This window comes from Saccharospirillaceae bacterium (genome assembly GCA_022448365.1).
Classification (GTDB): Bacteria; Pseudomonadota; Gammaproteobacteria; order Pseudomonadales; family Oceanobacteraceae; genus Bacterioplanoides.
In genome coordinates this window covers 496461-514327 of the sequence record JAKVCS010000003.1, presented here as the reverse complement: position 1 = coordinate 514327, position 17867 = coordinate 496461, and the positions used below count along the sequence as shown (strand labels likewise).

Below are 17867 nucleotides of genomic sequence, written 5' to 3'. Positions count from 1 at the left end.
TTTGAGTAACGAAGTAATCAGGCTACTGAAAACGTTGCTCCAGCTCATCCAGGTGCATTAGGATTCGATCGTTATAGCTGACGACCAAGAAAGGCACAGTGTTTTCGTTGTAATTTTTCACCGATTGAGCCATGAAACGCCATTTGCTGTTGATGCTTTTGAGGATGTTGTTTACCCCTTTATCGGCCAACAAAGCACGCAGTTCTTCCAGGCCTTCTTGAAAATCTTCTGCCATTTGTTCTAACGAGCGCTCTGAGTTACCCATAAATACTTGCCCCAGATTGGTGGTACCACGGGCTGCATACTGAGATGTGATTTCTTCCATCAGTAACGCCAAGGAACGAGCTTTCTGTACTATTGGAGCAGGTGTGATACCACTGGTTTGTTTAACCTGCTCATACGTCATTGTGACCTTTTTCACGATTTCCTGGTTGGTGCGGCCCATTTCGTCGACCATGCGAACGTCGGGGAACCCCTGAGTCATCATATCGTTTCGGTTAGCCATCAAAAGCTCTTTGAATTCTGACCATTCAGCGTTGATAGCAGCCAGGCTATTTTCAACACCGTTGGCGGTAGCCTGCTCTGAGGCACTTTTTAGCGCGACATCAAATTTCTTCATCCCCTGCTGCATGCGTCGATCATATTTCGAATCAGCATCCAAGCCAGTGAACATATAGAAGTTAGTGACAACATCCGTTGAGGTCAGACGCAGCTTCTGTAGATCAGTCAACAGCTGCTGTGGGGTTGCTAGGGTGATTTGCGCGAGCAAACTCAGCGTCAAAACTTGAACGAATCTAATCATTTAATGTATCTACCGTTGATTTTATTATTTTGAGAGCGTTTCTGGTACGAGTTTATGTGAAAAGACCCGATTCGCCCTAGCCTTAGATACAAAAGGTAACAAAATTGAACAGTAACTACTCATCTAGCGGGAAATAGCACGTACAGAACGTAAGTGTTTTTGTCGGTGTGTCAGCTATTGTGCGCAATTTGAACAGCGCTGCTGTGCAATTATGGCCAATCTATTGACTTTCGTCTGGGTTTATCCGAAGGTGTGCAGCACGGATTCAAACGCTCGTATGAATCGGTTGTTTAACTCTGTTGTCATGTTTGAGGAGTTAAGTGACCGTGAGCGTTGGTTCACTCACAAGCAAAATGCTGGATCGGTACTATTCTGATCAGCTCAAGCTAACCCAAGTGGAGATCAGTTGATGATTTACGAAGGTAAAGCCATCACGGTAAATATGATCGAAGGCGGCATCGCCGAGTTAAAATTCGATCTGCAAGGCGACTCAGTTAACAAGTTTAACCGCGTTACTTTGGAAGACCTTAAGGCAGCAGTTGAAGCGATTCAAGGCAATAATGACGTTAAAGGTGTGCTGGTAACTTCCGGTAAAGATTGCTTTATCGTTGGTGCAGACATCACCGAATTCGGTGACGCATTCAAAAACAGCGAAGAAGAAATCGCTGCATGGGTGGCAGAAGCCAACCTGGTGTTCAACGCAGTTGAAGACCTGAGCGTACCAACGCTGACTGCAATCAATGGCATCGCCTTGGGTGGTGGTTTCGAAATGTGTCTGTCGACTGATATGCGTATCATGTCTGACAAGGCAAAAGTGGGTCTGCCGGAAGTTAAGCTGGGCCTGATGCCTGGTTTCGGTGGTACCGTGCGTCTTCCGCGCGTTATTGGTGCTGACAATGCGATCGAATGGATCTGCATGGGCGCTGAAAACAAAGCAGAAAAAGCTCTGAAAGACGGCGCTGTTGACGCGGTGGTTGCTGCAGACAAACTGCAGGAGCAGGCAATTGCTATGCTGCAATCTGCAATCGCTGGCGAGATCAACTGGGAAGCTCGTCGTGAAGAGAAGAAATCCAAGCTGCACCTGAACAGCATGGAACAAATGATGGTATTCGAAACGGCTAAAGGTTTCGTTGCGGGCCAGACCAAAGGTCAGTACCCGGCACCAATCGTTGCGATTAAGGCAATGCAGAAAGCGGCTAGCGCTGGCCGTGATAAAGCACTGGAAGCCGAAGCAAAAGGTTTTGCTAAGCTGGCTAAGACCACTGAGTCTCAGGCTCTGATCGGTCTGTTCAACAACGACCAGCTGCTGAAGAAAAAAGCAAAAGAATCTGAAAAAGCAGCCAAGCCGACTAACAAAGCGGCGGTACTGGGTGCTGGCATCATGGGTGGTGGTATTGCATACCAGTCTGCTGTTAAAGGCACACCAATCATGATGAAGGACATCGCTGAAGCCGGTATCGAACTGGGCCTGAGCGAAGCAAACAAGCTGCTGTCTAAGCGCGTTGAGCGCAAGAAGATGAAGCCGCTGGCAATGGGTGAGACTCTGAACCGCATCCGTCCAACTCTGTCTTACGCTGAGTTCGGTGATGTTGACACGGTTGTTGAAGCTGTTGTTGAGAATCCAAAAGTTAAGAAGATGGTTCTGGCTGAGCTGGAAGACAATGTTCGTGAAGACACTGTAATCACCTCTAATACCTCTACCATTTCTATCGATCTGCTGGCTGAAGACCTGAAGCGTCCGGAAAACTTCCTGGGTATGCACTTCTTCAACCCGGTACACATGATGCCTCTGGTAGAAGTTATCCGTGGTAAGAAGACTTCTGAAGAAGCTGTTGCGACTACTGTTGCTTACGCCAAGAAAATGGGTAAGACCCCAATCGTTGTAAACGACTGCCCAGGTTTCCTGGTTAACCGTGTGCTGTTCCCTTACTTCGCTGGTTTCGCTGGCCTGGTTCGTGACGGTGCCGACTTCCAAAAAGTCGACAAGGTTATGGAGAAGTTCGGTTTCCCAATGGGTCCTGCCTATCTGCTGGACGTTGTGGGTATTGATACTGGTGTTCACGCTAACGAAATCATGGCGGAAGGTTTCCCTGACCGCATGAAGGCTGACTTCAAAACTTCTATGGAAGTAATGTTCGAAAACGAGCGTTATGGCCAGAAGAACGGTAAAGGTTTCTACATCTACGAAACCGATAAGAAGGGTAAGCCGAAGAAAGTTGTTGATGAAACAACGTACGAACTGATCAAGCCAGTTGTGGCTGATGCTAAAGACTTCGAAACAGACGAGATCATTGCACGTTGTATGATTCCTCTGTGCATCGAGATCGCCCGCTGTCTGGAAGAGGGTATCGTTGATACTCCGGCAGAAGCAGATATGGGTCTGATCTTCGGTATTGGTTTCCCTCCATTCCGTGGTGGTGCATGTCGTTACATGGATACCGTTGGTATGGCTGAGTTTGTTGCTCTGTGCGACAAGTTCGCTGATCTGGGCAACCTGTACAAACCAACCGATCGCATGCGTGAAATGGCTGCGAACGGCGAAAGCTACTTCGGTTAATTGGCGCACTAGGAGAATTAAACTATGTCTTACAATCCAAGAGACGTTGTCGTTGTTGACGCAGTGCGCTCACCAATGGGTCGTTCCAAAGGTGGTGTATTCCGCAACGTACGTGCAGAGACCATTTCTGCAAACCTGATCAATGCTATGTTCGAGCGTACTGGTGTAAACCCAGCGCTGGTAGAAGACGTAATCTGGGGCTGTGTAAACCAGACTCTGGAACAGGGCTTCAACGTAGCGCGTCAGATCTCTCTGACGTCTGTTGTGCCTAAAGAAGCGGGCGCGCAAACTGTTAACCGTCTGTGTGGTTCTGCAATGTCTGCAATCCACACGGCAGCTCAGGCGATTCAGACTGGCAACGGCGATGTATTCGTTGTTGGTGGTGTTGAGCACATGGGCCACGTAAACATGCAGCACGGTTTCGACCACAACCCGGAAGCATCCAAGTTCTCTGCGAAAGCATCGAACATGATGGGTCTGACGGCTGAAATGCTGGGTAAAATGCACGGCATTTCCCGTGAGCAGCAAGACGAATTCGCTGCACGTTCTCACCGTCGCGCTCACGCTGCGACACTGAACGGCGACTTCAAAAACGAAATCGTACCTATGTACGGTCACGATGCTGACGGTAAAGAAATCCTGGTAACTGAAGACGAAACCATTCGTCCGGAAACTACTGCGGAAAGCCTGGGCAAACTGCGTCCTGCATTCGATCCTAAAGCAGGTACTGTAACTGCAGGTACTTCTTCTCAGATCACCGATGGTGCGTCTGCGATGCTGCTGATGAGCTACGAAAAAGCTCAGGAACTGGGTCTGAAGCCACGTGCTCGCATCCTGGGAATGGCGGTTGCTGGTGTTGATGCTGCGATCATGGGCTACGGTCCAGTTCCTGCGACCAAAAAAGCACTGAAGCGTGCTGGTCTGGACGTAACTGATATCGACTACTGGGAACTGAACGAAGCATTCGCTGCGCAGTCTCTGCCGTGTGTTAAAGATCTGAAGCTGAAAGACATCGCTGAAGACCGTATTAACATCCACGGTGGTGCAATCGCTCTGGGTCACCCACTGGGTTGTTCCGGTGCTCGTATTTCTACTACTCTGATCAACGTATTAGAGCAGAAGGAAGCGAAGTACGGCGTTTCTACGATGTGTATTGGTCTGGGTCAGGGTATCGCTACCGTTTGGGAGCGCATGTAACCTGATATGCAGGCGATTACTTTCGGGTGATCAAAAAAAACCGGCTTAGTTGCCGGTTTTTTTATATCTGCGATTCCTTGCAGTGGCAGATAGCGATCTGTGTTCTCCAGTGGATAGCTTCGCTGGTGTGTTTCAGAAGCTGTGCGATGGAAGATAAATCGCCAGACTGCAAAAAGCGATAAGCAGAATGCCTGCCAGGCCACTGATTGTATTTTCGATTGTCATAATACAGTCCTTACGAGTGGGATACCCGTTTACTGTAGAGGAAGCTTACTTAGATGTAAATGATAATTGATATCATTTGTGGCATTCGGGTTTGTCAGGATCTGTTTCTTCGATAAGCTCACGCAGAAAAGCAGGCATCCGTTTTCCTATCTGATTCAACCGTACTGATGACTGGCGATATTTTCGTCTCAGCTGAATTAACCAGTGGCGTACTGACGGAACGACACTGACCAGAAGCGACAGGCCGATCAGAATACTCAGTAGTCCCAGGGGAATGGGCAGTGGCGTGATTACAATACCTAATATAATTAATAAGACTGCTGCGACAAATTTTGCACTGCGTTTGATCATTCGGCTGTAAAGAATCCTTAAAGTGAATCAGTATTACATCGTTGTATTGCGCTGTTGTGACGGCAGTTTACCGGAATTTAATAAATGGTCTGATATATGAGTGAGCCAAATAAAAAACCATTACCTAAGCGTAGCCTGTTAATCACCCCGGAAGGCGCGCAAGCCTTGCAGGAAGAGCACGACTATTTATGGCGTTTGGAACGGCCCCGAGTCACTCAACAGGTCTCTGATGCAGCGAAGCTTGGGGATCGCTCAGAAAACGCCGAGTATATTTACGGTAAAAAACGATTGCGACAGATTGACAGTCGATTGCGTTTTTTGCGCAAGCGCTTAGAAGCATTAACCTTGGTTGACCGCGAACCTGCTGATAAACACAAAGTGTATTTTGGTGCCTGGATTGAACTTGAGGATGTTAATGAAGAGTTATACCGTTATCGAATCGTTGGTGAAGATGAAATCGACCTTAAGCGCGGTTATATCAGTGTTGATGCCCCTTTGGCCAGGGGGCTGCTTGGGAAACAGCTTGATGATGAAGTTGAGATTCTCTTACCAAAGGGTATTGAAAGCTATTACATCGTTGCCGTGAGTTATAGCCAACCCAACTGGGACAAGGGAGAAAGACAAGGTCATCGCTGGGCGGATAATCATTAATATCAGATATATAAATTTAACGAAATCCGTCTCAGTTGCTGATAGCCAGATTAGTCGTAGATGCTAGTCTTAAAGCAGGAGGTTTCTATGTCCAAATTTGCTTATGTTTGCGCGGGCCTGCTATTCAGCAGCGCCTCGTTGGCCAACAACGCTACACCGTTGAAAGATGTTTATAAGTTGCCTGTCTGGGTTGATCAGGTTCAACGCGTTTGCCCCTGGAAGTCGAAGGCTGGGAGTGGCTATGTGCGCTTGATTCGGACAGAGGTTGATGGTCGTCATGGTTTGTTTCTGCAATGGGTACGCAAAGGTATTGCGGGCGCACCAACGCAGCCAACATCTACCGTTATGGTCGAAGAACTGACTTATGATTTTCCTGTGCGGATGGAAATGCCAACAGCGAAATTGTTACCGAACAGTTGTCAGCTTTCGGCAACGGCGGAAAATATCAACACGGAACGCCGTTACATGATGGTGTTTACCCTGAAAGGTCCCGGCAGTTACGATATGCAGGTAACTCGATTGTATGAAGGTGGATTATAGCGGTGGCTACCTAATCCACCTGAACGACATCAAGCAAATTCAGATTTTTACCCAGATGCGGCCCCTGCTGGTGATCTTGCAAACCTTTGAAATCAAACAGGTTGTTATCACCCAGTTGGGATGGCGCAATATTACAAATCGCAGCGAAAATATTCTCGCTGCGGCCAGGTTGCTCTCTATCCCATTGCATTAACATTTGCTTAATATTCTGACGCTGCAGATTTTCCTGAGAGCCACACAGGTTACATGGGATGATAGGGAATTCTTTAGCGGTGGCGAATCTCTCAATATCTTTTTCTTTGCAATACGCCAGTGGGCGAATAAGCACATGACGCTTATCATCGCTCAGCAATTTAGGCGGCATCGCTTTTAATTTGCCTCCGTGAAACATATTGAGAAAAAGCGTTTCAATAATGTCATCGCGGTGATGACCCAGGGCAATCTTATTCGCACCGATTTTTTCGGCAAATCCGTAAAGAGTCCCGCGACGCAGGCGCGAGCAAAGGCTGCAGGTTGTTTTACCCTCAGGGATAATGTCTTTAACGACACTGTAAGTATCTTTTTCGACGATGTGGTAAGGCACGCCTATCGATTCCAGATAGGCGGGCAAGACGTCTTCCGGAAAACCGGGTTGTTTCTGATCCATATTCACGGCAACCAGCTCAAAGTTCACCGGAGCGCTTTTTTGCAGACTCATCAGGATATCGAGCATGGTGTAGGAGTCTTTACCGCCAGAAAGACACACCATGATCTTATCGCCGTCTTCGATCATATTGTAATCTTCAATGGCCTTACCAACGTTACGTCGGATACGCTTTTGTAACTTGTTAAAGTTGGTTTTCTGTTTACGTTCTGCCATTGGGTCAACAGGAATATCCGCTGACTGCTCGGGCTGATTCACGGTTGCAGGATCAAAGGTGGCAACGTCTTGCATGGCAGGCTACTGCTCCTGGAGTGTTATGCGGGCCTGGCGGCCGATTCAGCAGGGCTTTATATCAAAAACTGGCTACTCAGGAAACTATTGTCAGCTTGTGAGTAACGATCGACAGTAGAATTCAGGGTCCTTTCGGTGATCATGCGCAACGGTTTCACGCGACTTGGCCAACTCCCTCGACCAGCAAACGATAGTTATTGATGAAGTGTTCACATGTTGCATCGGATTTTGAGTGATAAAAACGTTTCCATAGTTTCGCCAGAATCTCGATGTCGGCATTCGCAGGTAATGCAAACTCCGGGTGGCGTATATAACTCATCCAGGCGATGGCGGTAGCATAAGACAGGTTAGTGGTCAGCTCGGCATGGGGGTGATCGAGGAAGTCCCTCTGGCTTGCGAGGCCACGGACAACACTGGCAAGATCAGGTTGAAGTGCAAGAAAATCATCCCAGATATGGCGGTGGGTCAAACCGTGAATCTGATAAATTCCCAACCCCCTCTGGCCGGACGTTTTTATATGTGAACCCATGGCCGATTCCTGGGCTGCGGTACCCAAAAGCAGTTTGAGTGCGTTTTTATCTGTGACCTGCAAACGTTGCAATGTGGGTTTTATAACCCAGCGTTTCAGTTCCTGTGTGCAAATCCCCATGATCAGTCCTCTGTGTCCTGGCATTGCAGTCCAATTGATTGCTAGAGAGTCAATCGGCCGAGTGGGTGCAGTACAACCTTAGAGGAACTTTGTAGGTTTCGCCCCGTCACTGTTCAAATAACTGGCGTCAAAAACAAGAATTCCCACTAAAGTTTGAGCATTTCTTGTGCCAATCGCAGGGTGGTAGGTCATGCGCAGCTATTATGAACCGTTGGAATGAGGCGCATCGATTCAATATAAGAGGCAATAAAAAACCCGGGCGAACCGGGTCTGTTTGGATCAGAGAAATTTCAGCCGTCGTCTGGGTCACATGTCTCCTCGGACACCAATCCCGCCAATCGATTTATACCCTCCATATTCTGCAGAATAATTTCTCGCCCCTGGGTTTCGATCAGACCGGTTTTTTGGAAGCGGGTGAAAACACGGCTGATGGTCTCAACGGCGAGACCGAGGTAATTACTGATATCCACACGGGACATCGGCAAGCGGAAATGGGTCGGTGAAAAACCGCGACGTGCATAGCGGGCGGAGATATCGAGCAGGAACGAGGCGACACGCTCCTCTGCATTTTTCTTGCTGAGGAGTAACATCATGTTTTGATCATGGCGAATTTCTGTGCCCATTGTGTGCATCAGCTGCTTACGAAGCTCCGGCAGTTCATCCGCCAGTTGTTCCAGTTGGCTGAGCGGGATTTCGCACACTGTGGTCGTTTCCAGCGCTTTTGCGGAAAGCGGGTAAAAATCACTGTTGTAGCCCGCCAGGCCGACCAGTTCACTGGCGAGGTTAAAGCCGGTAATTTGTTCTTCACCGTTTGACGCCACTGTGTATGTTTTCAAAGCACCGGTGCGCACAGCAAAGACCGATTGAAATGGCTCACCTTGATGAAACAGTACCTGTCCTTTCTGAATAGGGCGGCCACGGCGGATAATATCGTCGAGACGTTCCATATCGGCGTCGTCGAGTGATAGTGGCAGGCACAGAGCGTTTAAGGAGCAAGTCTGGCAATGGGCTTGGGTACCACGAGGTGGTGTGAGCGAAGATTTCATAATATGAATACGGACCGAATCACAACACTATTGATATAGAGTTGTTTGGTTGAAGCAAAAACAGGGGTCATGTTCCTAGCGGCAGAGCTATCTGTCAAGAATTGGTAACCATACAGAGCTGAGCGTCCATAATCCGTAGCCAATGAGCAGCAAGCCAGCGGTTTGTTTCGTAATTTGATGGTTTAAAAAACGATTCAGATTGGCGGCTGCCAGGCTACCAGCAAACAATGCGGGTAGTGTTCCCAGACCGAATGTCGCCATAGTGATCGCTCCCATCAGCGGCTCACCATTTGCAGCAACCCAGCTGAGCGTACTGTATATCAGTCCGCACGGAAGCCATCCCCATACCATTCCCAGTGCAAATCGGGCACTCAGATTGGTTCTGCCCAGCAGCTTTCCGGCACTCGGCTGAACATGTTTCCAGAACCACTGACCCGCCTGTTCAACGCGCGTTAGCCAGGTGGCCCAGCGAGCAACATAGAGACCCATTAACACCAACATCAGACCTGCTACGGAACGCAGCAGCAGTAACAGGGCGTCATGTTGCTGTTGCAGCCAGAGCCCTAAGAGTCCAACCAGAGCGCCAGCGGCTGTGTATGAGCTGATGCGGCCGAGATTGAACGCCAGGATGGCAGACAATTTACCACCTCTGGCGGTTGCGCTGTTGTTTCCTACAGCAGCTGCAATACCGCCGCACATCACCAGACAGTGACTGGCGCCGAACATTCCGATCAGCAACGCGGTGATCAACGAGAGCGGTTCAACCATTAACTGTCACTCGGGTTCAGATGTCTGGCTGGTGTTGGCTCTTGGTTGTTCTGGTTGCCTGGACGATGGTGCCTCCGGTTCGTCATCGTCGAATAGGATTTTGTGTGCCGGTGAATCCATATCATCGAACTGACCGCTGCGCACGGCCCAGAAAAAAATGCCAACGGCAATACTTAACAGCACCAGTGATAGGGGTACCAGGACGTAGATAATATCCATAATTAGTTTCCGCCGTGTTTACGCGCCAGGCGTGTCAGACGCAGGGCATTAGTTACCACCAGTAGGGAGCTGAATGCCATACCAATGGCCGCGGCCCATGGTGGAATCAACCCCACTGACGCCAGTGGTAAAGCCAATAAATTATACAACAAAGCCCAGGTGATATTCTGACGGATTATGCGGCGTGTGGCTGTGCTGCCATCGATTGCCGTCAACAGTACTTCCAGGCGGCCGTTTGTCAGAATGGTATCAGCGTTTGTCTTGGCCAGATCTGTGGCTTCATTAACCGCCAGCGAGATATCAGCCCCGGCCAATACCGGAACATCATTGATACCGTCACCCGCCATTAGAACTCGTTCACCATTGGCTTGCCATTGCTTTACCGCTGCCAGTTTTTGTTCGGGGCTAACACCAGACTGTAATTCGTCGATACCAAGCTGATCTGCTACATATTGTCCGGACTGGCTTGGATCTCCCGTTAACAGAGCGGTTTTTATGCCGCGCTGCTGCAAGCCAGTTAACAGGCGATACGACGACTTGCGCAATGAATCATTAATTTTAATCCACGCCAGTGGCTGCTGGTCGCTTGCCAATAACAACCACTGTCCTTGCTGACTTGTCTCAGGGGGTGTCATTTTTTCATTCCAGGCAAACGCGGCGTGGCCCATACGGAACGTTTGCTGTTGCCAGCTTCCCTGAATCCCCTGTGCTGGAATTTGTTCAATGTCGGTTACGTTTTCTGGTGCTACATCACGGAACGCCCTGGCAATTGGATGACTGGAGTGTTGTTCCAGCCCGGCTGCTAATGCCAGAATCCGTTGCTCACTCATGTCGGCCAGAGGAATGACCTGCTCCAACGTCAGCCGACCGAGAGTCAGAGTACCGGTTTTATCGAACACGACACGATCAACTCGTCGCAGTGTTTCCAGAACATGGCCTTTACTGATTAATAAACCTTCTTCGCGCAGAGCGGCGGTTGCTGCTGTCAAAGCGGTCGGTGTTGCCAGAGATAAGGCGCAAGGGCAGGTAACAACCAGCACCGACAAAGCAATGAAGAAAGCGTGCTCATTTCCCTGCCAGGTCCAGAATCCAAATACTGAGCCTGAGACCAAAAGCACTGCAGCAACAAACCGGCTGGCAACCCGATCAGCAATCAAAGCAATCTGAGGTTTTTCCTGCTGCGCGCGATCCATCAAGCGCATGATAGTCGAGAGCTGCGCTTCGGCACCGGTGGCTGTCACCTTCATCAACATCGGGCTTTCAACGTTAAAAGTTCCGCCTATTAAGCCGTCCCCCGGCGATTTGGTGACTGGCAGATATTCGCCCGTCAGTGCAGCCTCATCGACTGAACTGTGTCCTGCAATTACCTCACCATCGGCGGGTATTGAATGTCCGGGTTTTAAACGCAGGACATCGCCAACAAGTATTTCATCGCTGCTAATCACCTGATCTTCCTCGCCCTCGACCACTTTCAGAGCAACGTTTGGCAGCAACGTCATTAAATTATTACCGGCTTTCCCCATGCGATGTCGTGCACGCATTTCCAGATAGCGGCCAAGCAGCAGAAAAAAGGTGAACATGCAGACAGAGTCAAAATAGACTTCAACTCCCTGATTCAGGGTACTCCATATGCTGGCCCCGAAGGCCAGCAGGATAGCCAGGGAAACCGGCACATCCATGGTCAGATGACGGGTTCTGAGATCGCGAAGTGCGGTTATAAAAAACGGTTTGGCACTGAACAGCACCACGGGCAGCGTTAGCAGCATCGCGGCAAAGCGCATAAAAACTTCGTACTGCGCGGCCATTCCGACGTAAAGTGGCACCGACAGCATCATCACCTGCATCATGCCTATACCAGCGACGGCAAGGCGACGTATGGCTTGTTTACCTTCCCGAGCGCGCTGTTCTTCCTGCTCGGTAGCAGAAAACGGTGAAGCACGATAACCAAGACGATAGATGGCCTCAATCAGGTGAGAAACTGCAATCTGGTGGTAGTTCCAACGAAGAACGAGACGGTGGTTTGATAAATTGAGAACGGCGCTATCTACTCCTTCGAGTTGATTCATGCGGTGTTCAATCAACCAGGCACAGGCTGCACAGCTAATGCCATCAATAATCAGGGTGGCCTCTGCAAGATCGTCATTACGTGCAACAAAATTGCGTTGTAACGCTTCAGAGTCGTAGAGCTTGAGGGTGTCGCGGGCCGTCAGATCCTGATCATCCCCGTCGGCAGGGGATAGCTCGGGTAATTCCGTTCTGTGTTTGTAATAGTCTTTCAGGCCACTGGAAATAATGGTTTCAGCAACGGCTTTGCAACCCGGGCAACACATGGGTTGTTGTTGGCCGTCTATTTCAGTCGCCCAGCGATCGCCTTCGTCAGTGAGTTCACCGCAGTGGAAACAGCTTTGATGTTTACTCATTTGGAGCTAAGCGCAATGTCCTTCCCTGCTTCGATGAAAGGATGCGCGCGGATACGCCAGCCTTGATCCAGGCTGTCCAGCCAGATGCGACGTTTACCCGGTAAGTTCATGTCGTTAACACCGGCATAGCTGCCGTCAGCCATTTTCTGTAGCAGTAAAACCTGATCCTGATCTTCCAGTGTTGGGTGGATCAGTGTCATCCTTAACGTGTGTGGAAAATCATCCAGATAACCATCAATAATGACGCGAACTTCGTCGGCGGTGAAAACGGCGTTACCGCTGACTTGTAATCGCTTGGCTTTTTCATCAGCCTCATGATCCTGGGTGTAAGCCATGCCGTCTTTGTAATAACTGTCGCTCACCAAAGAATCCTTTCCACTGAGTGCTGCAGATAACATCACGACCCCCCACATAACGGCAACGATCGGAATGCCGATGACCAGCAGCATGTAGGGCTCCTGATACCAGCGGGTAATGCGTTCTTGATTCTCAGGTTTCATCCGGATTCTCTTTGTGGTTACTCAGCGCTCATCGTAATCGGGTAGCCGCTACCCATAAAAAGCCGGCCAAGTTTAACGACTTGGGCGATTGCGCTCTAGCACTTTGCGTTTTTTTACTGACGCGGCGCAATGAAACGGCTCTCTTCACGCGCGACTTCTTCACCGGTCATTTTGTTAATCACGACAAATTGAATCACCGTTTTGCTGCTTTTTAGCGGGTGCTCAGCCTGATCAAGTTCGAGCGTCAGTATCACTTCGTGTAAATCATTGACATCCAGTTGATAGGTTGTCGGTACGTTTGTGGTTGCGCCATCCAGTCCTTCCCAGGACAACTCGTAAGTGTGCGGGGTTTGACTCATATTCATCAGCTTCAGGTAATAAGAGTTCTTCACCGTATCGTTGGGCGTTAACTGATAAAGTGAACCGCGGCTGCGCTCAATATCCAGCTCAAAGGGCGTGCGGTTGACCACCGAATAGACAAAACCACCAATCATCAGCGATAACATCACTGCGTAACCAACCAGACGTGGTCGTAAAAAGTGCGTCTTCTGACCTTCCAGTTCGTTTTCTGTGGTGTAGCGAATCAAGCCACGAGGCATTTCCATTTTATCCATCACCGAGTCGCAGGCATCAATGCATAATGCGCAGCCAATGCACTGGTATTGCATGCCATCACGGATATCAATGCCGGTAGGGCATACCTGAACGCATAAAGAGCAGTCAACACAGTCACCGGGCTCAATATTTTGCTCCGCCAGTTTTGCCAGCTTTTTACGACTGCGATGAATACGTGGTTCACCGCGATTCATATCATACGAGACTGCGAGGGTGTCCCGATCGTACATCACGGACTGAAAACGAGCATACGGGCACATATATATGCACACTTGTTCGCGCATCCAGCCCGCGTTCAGATACGTCGCAGCGGTAAAAAATGCAATCCAGAAGACCCCCCAACCATTCACTTCAAAAGTCAGCATGTCGGGGATCAGTTGGCTAATTGGCGTGAAGTAACCAACGAAAGTTACACCGGTCCAGAAGGCTACCAGCATCCATGCGACGTGTTTAATGGCCTTCTTACGAAATTTGGTCAGCGACATTTTTGCTTTATCGAGCTTAATTCGCTGGTTACGGGTACCTTCGGTGCGTTCTTCGATCCACATAAAAATAAACGACCAGGCAGATTGCGGGCAGGTATAACCGCACCAGACACGTCCTGCGAGATTTGTCACTGTAAACAGGCCGTAGGCGGCAATAATCAGCAGGGCTGCAAGCAGAGGGAAATCCTGTGGCCAAAACGTCATGCCAAATACATGGAACTGGCGTGCGGGTAAATCAAACAACACCAGTTGTTTTCCTTCCCAGCTCAGCCATACGGTGCCAAAGTAGGCCAGCATTAACGCCCATAAAGAATAAGTGCGGATTTTCTGGAAAAAGCCTTTGATTGCACGAACGTAAATCTTTTCCCGTTTTTGATACATGCCTTGGGATTGGCTTTGGGCTTTGGGCGTAACGTCCTTCAGCGGAATATCACTCATAGTGGCAAATCACCTTGGTTATCTACTCTCTGTGATGCTTAAACCTGGCCCAATGGTCTGGCAGCACTCGTCATTAGTTGGCCCTGTATCAGGCTCTTTTGTATCCGTTATCCACGATTTCTTTGTATAACACGTTAATTATATAGAGAAAAATAGAGTGCCAATAACGAAAAAAGCGGCAATACGCCGCTTTTTTCGTTTTTCTTGTCCCAGCTCAATCTTCAGCTTAGATCGCTAACCTGAAGATTGATCGAGTACTGTATTACTTCTGAGTCAGGGAGTAGACGTAAGCTGATACCACGTGAACTTTCTGCGCTGAGTTGGTATCCCAGATTTCGCCGAAAGCAGGCATCTTGCCGTTACGACCATGCTTCAGAGTGAAAGCGATGTCTTTGGAAGAGCCGCCGTACAGCCATACATCGTCAGTCAGGTTCGGTGCGCCAACGTAGATATTGCCGGAACCGTCTGCACCATGACACGCCATGCACAATTGCTGGTACTTAGGCGCTGCGCGCTCTGCACCGGCTGCATCGTGCTTCAGGCCAGACAAACTGCGGACATAAGCGGTCATATCCGTAATACCTTGCTCGCCCAAGGCAGCTGCCCAGGCTGGCATGGCACCCTGACGACCATGGGTAATGGTCTGTACAATCTGATCCGGCGAGCCACCGTATAACCAATCGTTATCCGTCAGATTCGGGAAACCTTTTGTGCCGGCAGCATCCGTCTGGTGACAGATGGTACAGTTGCTCATGAACAAGCGTTTGCCGGTTTCCATCGCTTCGGCATTTTTTATCAGCTCTGGAATGGGAGTTGCCGCGTATTCGTTGAACAGCGGTGCAACGTCTTTTTCAAACGCCTGAACTTCTGCTTTCCACTGGTTTGTGGAGGTCCAGGTTACTTGCTCGCCATCAACTTCAACCGTTAAAAAGCCATCCCAGTTACCCAGGCCATACACACCAATATAGCCAAAACCAAAGACGATAGTGGCCCAGAACATCTTCACCCACCAGCGAGGCAGTGGGTTATCAAGTTCTTCAATGCCATCGTATGCGTGGCCAGTTGTTTCATCTGTTTCTTCGTTGCGTTGGCCTCGGCCGGTATACCAAATCAGTACACCGCAACCAATGATGGATCCGATTACAATAACCAAGACCCATAGGTTCCAAAAAGTGCTTAACATATCTATTTACTCCGATCGTTATCGTCGTGCGGTGGCATTCCGTCATCATTGTTCAGAAACGGAATTTGAGCGTCGTCTTCAAAACGCTTCTTACGGCTGGAGCCATAGGCCCACCAGATCACCGCACTAAAAGCTATCAGGGCGAATACCGAGCCCAAACCGCGCACGTCGTTAATATCCATGGGATTACCGTTTAGTGATGACTGTGCCCAGCTGCTGAAGGTAAGCAACCAGTGCCTCAATTTCAGTTACACCATCAGCCGCCTCTTTAGCGCCTTCGATGTCTTCATCGGTGTAAGGAACACCGACCAGACGGAGGGCTTCCATCTTGCGAGGGGTTAGGCGACCATCAACTTTATCTTCGAATAACCATGGGTACGAAGGCATGACAGACTCAGGTACAACATCACGAGGGTTGTACATGTGAGCGCGATGCCATTCATCGGAGTAGCGACCGCCGACACGTGCCAGATCAGGACCGGTACGCTTGGAACCCCACAGGAACGGGTGGTCGTAAACGAACTCACCAGATACAGAGTAAGGACCATAACGTTCAGTCTCAGCACGGAACGGACGAATCATCTGGGTGTGACACACGTGACAACCTTCACGGATGTAGATATCACGACCTTCAAGCTGCACCGCATTCAGCGGTTTCAGACCTTCAACCGGCGTTGTTGTGTCTTTGTTGAAGAACAATGGAACGATCTCAGCCATACCGCCCCAGCTCAGGGCGATAACAATCATCACAACCATCAGCGGCAGATTACGTTCGATATCATCATGCTTAATCATAATTATGTAACTCCTTATGCCTGTGCCTGAACGGGTGCTGCGTCCGCGACTTCTTTCTTGGCATCACGAACGGTCATGAAGACGTTGTATGCCATAAACAGCATGCCCAGTAAGAACAGACCACCGCCAAGGGTTCGCACCATGTAGCCAGGAACAGAAGCTTCTACCGATTCGACAAAGCTATAGGTCAAAGTGCCGTCTGCGTTAACAGCGCGCCACATCAGGCCTTGCATGATGCCGTTGACCCACAATGCTGCGATGTACAGAACGGTACCGATGGTCGCCAGCCAGAAGTGCGTATTGATCAGTTTGACCGAGTACATGTCACCTGCTTTACGACCAAACATGATCGGGATCAGGTGATACATAGCACCAATGGAAACCATCGCAACCCAACCCAAAGCACCAGAGTGCACGTGACCGATAGTCCAGTCGGTATTGTGAGACAAGGCATTAACGGTCTTGATCGACATCATCGGACCTTCGAAAGTCGACATGCCGTAGAATGACAGGGAGACCACCAGGAAGCGCAGAATCGGATCGTTGCGCAATTTGTGCCATGCACCAGACAAGGTCATCATGCCGTTGATCATTCCGCCCCAAGATGGAGCAAGCAAGATAAGAGACATCACCATGCCTGCAGTTTGCGCCCAATCCGGCAATGCAGAGTAATGCAGGTGGTGGCCGCCAGCCCAAACATAAATAGAAATCAAAGCCCAGAAGTGGACGATTGACAGGCGATAGGAGTAGACCGGACGTCCTGCTTGTTTAGGCACGAAGTAATACATAATGCCGAGGAAGCCAGCTGTCAGGAAGAAACCGACGGCGTTATGACCCCACCACCACTGAATCATGGCATCGATTGTACCTGGCCATATGGAATACGATTTGGTCAGAGATACAACCGTTGGCAGGTTATTCCCGACGTACAGAATACCAACCATGATCATGAAAGCGGCGAAAAACCAGTTTGCAACGTAGATGTGTGGTTCTTTACGGTTAGCAATGGTACCCAGGAAGTTAACGATGTAAGACACCCAAACCAGCGTTACCAATATATCGATAGGCCATTCCAGTTCTGCGTATTCCTTCGCTGAGGTCATCCCCATTGGCAGAGTGATCGCGGCTAATACGATGACCGCGTTCCAACCCCAGAAGGTGAAGGAGGACAGGGTGTCGGAAAATAACCGAGTGCGACAGGTTCGCTGTACAACGTAATAGGAGGTCGCAAATAAAGCGGAACCACCAAAGGCGAAAATAACCGCATTGGTGTGCAGAGGGCGCAAACGGCCAAAGGACAACCAAGGGGTATCAAAATTTAAGGCAGGCCATGCCAGCTGAGCAGCGATTAAAACACCGACTGCCATGCCAACTATGCCCCAGACTACAGTCATGATGGCAAATTGTCTTACCACCTTGTAGTTGTACTCGGGATGGTCAAATGCTGTGCTCATGATCATATTCCATTTAACAGCGAGGGTTGAGGGTTAAA

General features: G+C 49.4%; 18 protein-coding genes. 4 read left to right on the top strand and 14 right to left on the bottom strand.

Translation table 11 applies throughout. The features are described 5' to 3' along the window. Positions 1-22 precede the first annotated feature (22 nt). On the bottom strand, positions 23-802 hold the full coding sequence (locus tag MK185_06010) for a hypothetical protein (protein ID MCH2040170.1): 780 nt from the start codon (positions 800-802) through the stop codon (positions 23-25). Between the two features lie 409 nt (positions 803-1211). On the opposite strand from MK185_06010, the gene fadB reads away from it, so the two are divergent. Then, a complete protein-coding gene (gene fadB / locus MK185_06005; GenBank protein ID MCH2040169.1) occupies positions 1212-3359 on the top strand; it encodes a fatty acid oxidation complex subunit alpha FadB in 2148 nt (715 codons plus the stop codon). A gap of 24 nt (positions 3360-3383) precedes the next feature. Next, the gene (gene fadA / locus MK185_06000) at positions 3384-4556 is read left to right on the top strand and encodes an acetyl-CoA C-acyltransferase FadA (protein MCH2040168.1); all 1173 of its coding nucleotides are present in this window, start codon (positions 3384-3386) and stop codon (positions 4554-4556) included. Between the two features lie 297 nt (positions 4557-4853). Here fadA and MK185_05995 read toward each other — a convergent pair whose 3' ends face one another. Beyond that, on the bottom strand, positions 4854-5132 hold the full coding sequence (locus MK185_05995; GenBank protein ID MCH2040167.1) for a hypothetical protein: 279 nt from the start codon (positions 5130-5132) through the stop codon (positions 4854-4856). Between the two features lie 96 nt (positions 5133-5228). On the opposite strand from MK185_05995, the gene greB reads away from it, so the two are divergent. Together greB and MK185_05985 are read left to right on the top strand one after the other, a co-directional pair. Next, complete coding sequence (gene greB / locus MK185_05990) at positions 5229-5783, top strand: transcription elongation factor GreB (GenBank protein MCH2040166.1); 555 nt, start codon at positions 5229-5231, stop codon at positions 5781-5783. A gap of 87 nt (positions 5784-5870) precedes the next feature. Continuing rightward, a complete protein-coding gene (locus tag MK185_05985) occupies positions 5871-6323 on the top strand; it encodes a hypothetical protein (protein ID MCH2040165.1) in 453 nt (150 codons plus the stop codon). Positions 6324-6333: 10 nt separating this feature from the next. Here MK185_05985 and ttcA read toward each other — a convergent pair whose 3' ends face one another. From ttcA to ccoN, 12 genes are all read right to left on the bottom strand, one after another. Further along, positions 6334-7182, bottom strand: a complete 849-nt coding sequence (gene ttcA / locus MK185_05980) for a tRNA 2-thiocytidine(32) synthetase TtcA (GenBank protein ID MCH2040164.1) — start codon at positions 7180-7182, stop codon at positions 6334-6336. A gap of 229 nt (positions 7183-7411) precedes the next feature. Then, positions 7412-7906: a hypothetical protein gene (locus tag MK185_05975; GenBank protein MCH2040163.1), complete on the bottom strand. Its 495-nt coding sequence runs from the start codon at positions 7904-7906 to the stop codon at positions 7412-7414. Between the two features lie 290 nt (positions 7907-8196). After that, positions 8197-8952 (bottom strand): fumarate/nitrate reduction transcriptional regulator Fnr, encoded by a 756-nt coding sequence (gene fnr, locus MK185_05970; protein ID MCH2040162.1) that lies wholly within the window; start codon positions 8950-8952, stop codon positions 8197-8199. Positions 8953-9039: 87 nt separating this feature from the next. Continuing rightward, positions 9040-9720 (bottom strand): sulfite exporter TauE/SafE family protein, encoded by a 681-nt coding sequence (locus MK185_05965; GenBank protein ID MCH2040161.1) that lies wholly within the window; start codon positions 9718-9720, stop codon positions 9040-9042. Between the two features lie 6 nt (positions 9721-9726). Next, positions 9727-9939, bottom strand: coding sequence for a cbb3-type cytochrome oxidase assembly protein CcoS (ccoS, locus tag MK185_05960; protein MCH2040160.1), 213 nt, complete (start codon positions 9937-9939; stop codon positions 9727-9729). Between the two features lie 2 nt (positions 9940-9941). Continuing rightward, the gene (gene cadA, locus MK185_05955) at positions 9942-12359 is read right to left on the bottom strand and encodes a cadmium-translocating P-type ATPase (GenBank protein ID MCH2040159.1); all 2418 of its coding nucleotides are present in this window, start codon (positions 12357-12359) and stop codon (positions 9942-9944) included. Beyond that, on the bottom strand, positions 12356-12859 hold the full coding sequence (locus tag MK185_05950) for a FixH family protein (protein MCH2040158.1): 504 nt from the start codon (positions 12857-12859) through the stop codon (positions 12356-12358). The genes cadA and MK185_05950 overlap by 4 nt, the downstream gene beginning before the upstream one ends. 113 nt (positions 12860-12972) lie before the next feature. Then, positions 12973-14397, bottom strand: coding sequence for a cytochrome c oxidase accessory protein CcoG (gene ccoG / locus MK185_05945; GenBank protein MCH2040157.1), 1425 nt, complete (start codon positions 14395-14397; stop codon positions 12973-12975). Positions 14398-14659: 262 nt separating this feature from the next. Then, positions 14660-15580 carry a cytochrome-c oxidase, cbb3-type subunit III gene (gene ccoP, locus MK185_05940; GenBank protein MCH2040156.1) on the bottom strand — a complete coding sequence of 307 codons (921 nt, stop codon included), beginning with the start codon at positions 15578-15580 and terminating at the stop codon, positions 14660-14662. Positions 15581-15582: 2 nt separating this feature from the next. Then, positions 15583-15762, bottom strand: coding sequence for a CcoQ/FixQ family Cbb3-type cytochrome c oxidase assembly chaperone (locus MK185_05935; protein ID MCH2040155.1), 180 nt, complete (start codon positions 15760-15762; stop codon positions 15583-15585). Between the two features lie 4 nt (positions 15763-15766). Then, positions 15767-16372 carry a cytochrome-c oxidase, cbb3-type subunit II gene (ccoO, locus tag MK185_05930; GenBank protein ID MCH2040154.1) on the bottom strand — a complete coding sequence of 202 codons (606 nt, stop codon included), beginning with the start codon at positions 16370-16372 and terminating at the stop codon, positions 15767-15769. 17 nt (positions 16373-16389) lie between these two features. After that, positions 16390-17829: a cytochrome-c oxidase, cbb3-type subunit I gene (gene ccoN, locus MK185_05925; GenBank protein MCH2040153.1), complete on the bottom strand. Its 1440-nt coding sequence runs from the start codon at positions 17827-17829 to the stop codon at positions 16390-16392. Positions 17830-17867: the final 38 nt, after the last annotated feature.

What these genes read in the sequence shown, in the direction of transcription:
- MK185_06010 (MCH2040170.1), bottom strand. Translation starts at nt 802, where the DNA reads ATGATTAGATTCGTTCAAGTTTTGACGCTGAGTTTGCTCGCGCAAATC.
- fadB (MCH2040169.1), top strand. Translation starts at nt 1,212, where the DNA reads ATGATTTACGAAGGTAAAGCCATCACGGTAAATATGATCGAAGGCGGC.
- fadA (MCH2040168.1), top strand. Translation starts at nt 3,384, where the DNA reads ATGTCTTACAATCCAAGAGACGTTGTCGTTGTTGACGCAGTGCGCTCA.
- MK185_05995 (MCH2040167.1), bottom strand. Translation starts at nt 5,132, where the DNA reads ATGATCAAACGCAGTGCAAAATTTGTCGCAGCAGTCTTATTAATTATA.
- greB (MCH2040166.1), top strand. Translation starts at nt 5,229, where the DNA reads ATGAGTGAGCCAAATAAAAAACCATTACCTAAGCGTAGCCTGTTAATC.
- MK185_05985 (MCH2040165.1), top strand. Translation starts at nt 5,871, where the DNA reads ATGTCCAAATTTGCTTATGTTTGCGCGGGCCTGCTATTCAGCAGCGCC.
- ttcA (MCH2040164.1), bottom strand. Translation starts at nt 7,182, where the DNA reads ATGGCAGAACGTAAACAGAAAACCAACTTTAACAAGTTACAAAAGCGT.
- MK185_05975 (MCH2040163.1), bottom strand. Translation starts at nt 7,906, where the DNA reads ATGGGGATTTGCACACAGGAACTGAAACGCTGGGTTATAAAACCCACA.
- fnr (MCH2040162.1), bottom strand. Translation starts at nt 8,952, where the DNA reads ATGAAATCTTCGCTCACACCACCTCGTGGTACCCAAGCCCATTGCCAG.
- MK185_05965 (MCH2040161.1), bottom strand. Translation starts at nt 9,720, where the DNA reads ATGGTTGAACCGCTCTCGTTGATCACCGCGTTGCTGATCGGAATGTTC.
- ccoS (MCH2040160.1), bottom strand. Translation starts at nt 9,939, where the DNA reads ATGGATATTATCTACGTCCTGGTACCCCTATCACTGGTGCTGTTAAGT.
- cadA (MCH2040159.1), bottom strand. Translation starts at nt 12,359, where the DNA reads ATGAGTAAACATCAAAGCTGTTTCCACTGCGGTGAACTCACTGACGAA.
- MK185_05950 (MCH2040158.1), bottom strand. Translation starts at nt 12,859, where the DNA reads ATGAAACCTGAGAATCAAGAACGCATTACCCGCTGGTATCAGGAGCCC.
- ccoG (MCH2040157.1), bottom strand. Translation starts at nt 14,397, where the DNA reads ATGAGTGATATTCCGCTGAAGGACGTTACGCCCAAAGCCCAAAGCCAA.
- ccoP (MCH2040156.1), bottom strand. Translation starts at nt 15,580, where the DNA reads ATGTTAAGCACTTTTTGGAACCTATGGGTCTTGGTTATTGTAATCGGA.
- MK185_05935 (MCH2040155.1), bottom strand. Translation starts at nt 15,762, where the DNA reads ATGGATATTAACGACGTGCGCGGTTTGGGCTCGGTATTCGCCCTGATA.
- ccoN (MCH2040153.1), bottom strand. Translation starts at nt 17,829, where the DNA reads ATGAGCACAGCATTTGACCATCCCGAGTACAACTACAAGGTGGTAAGA.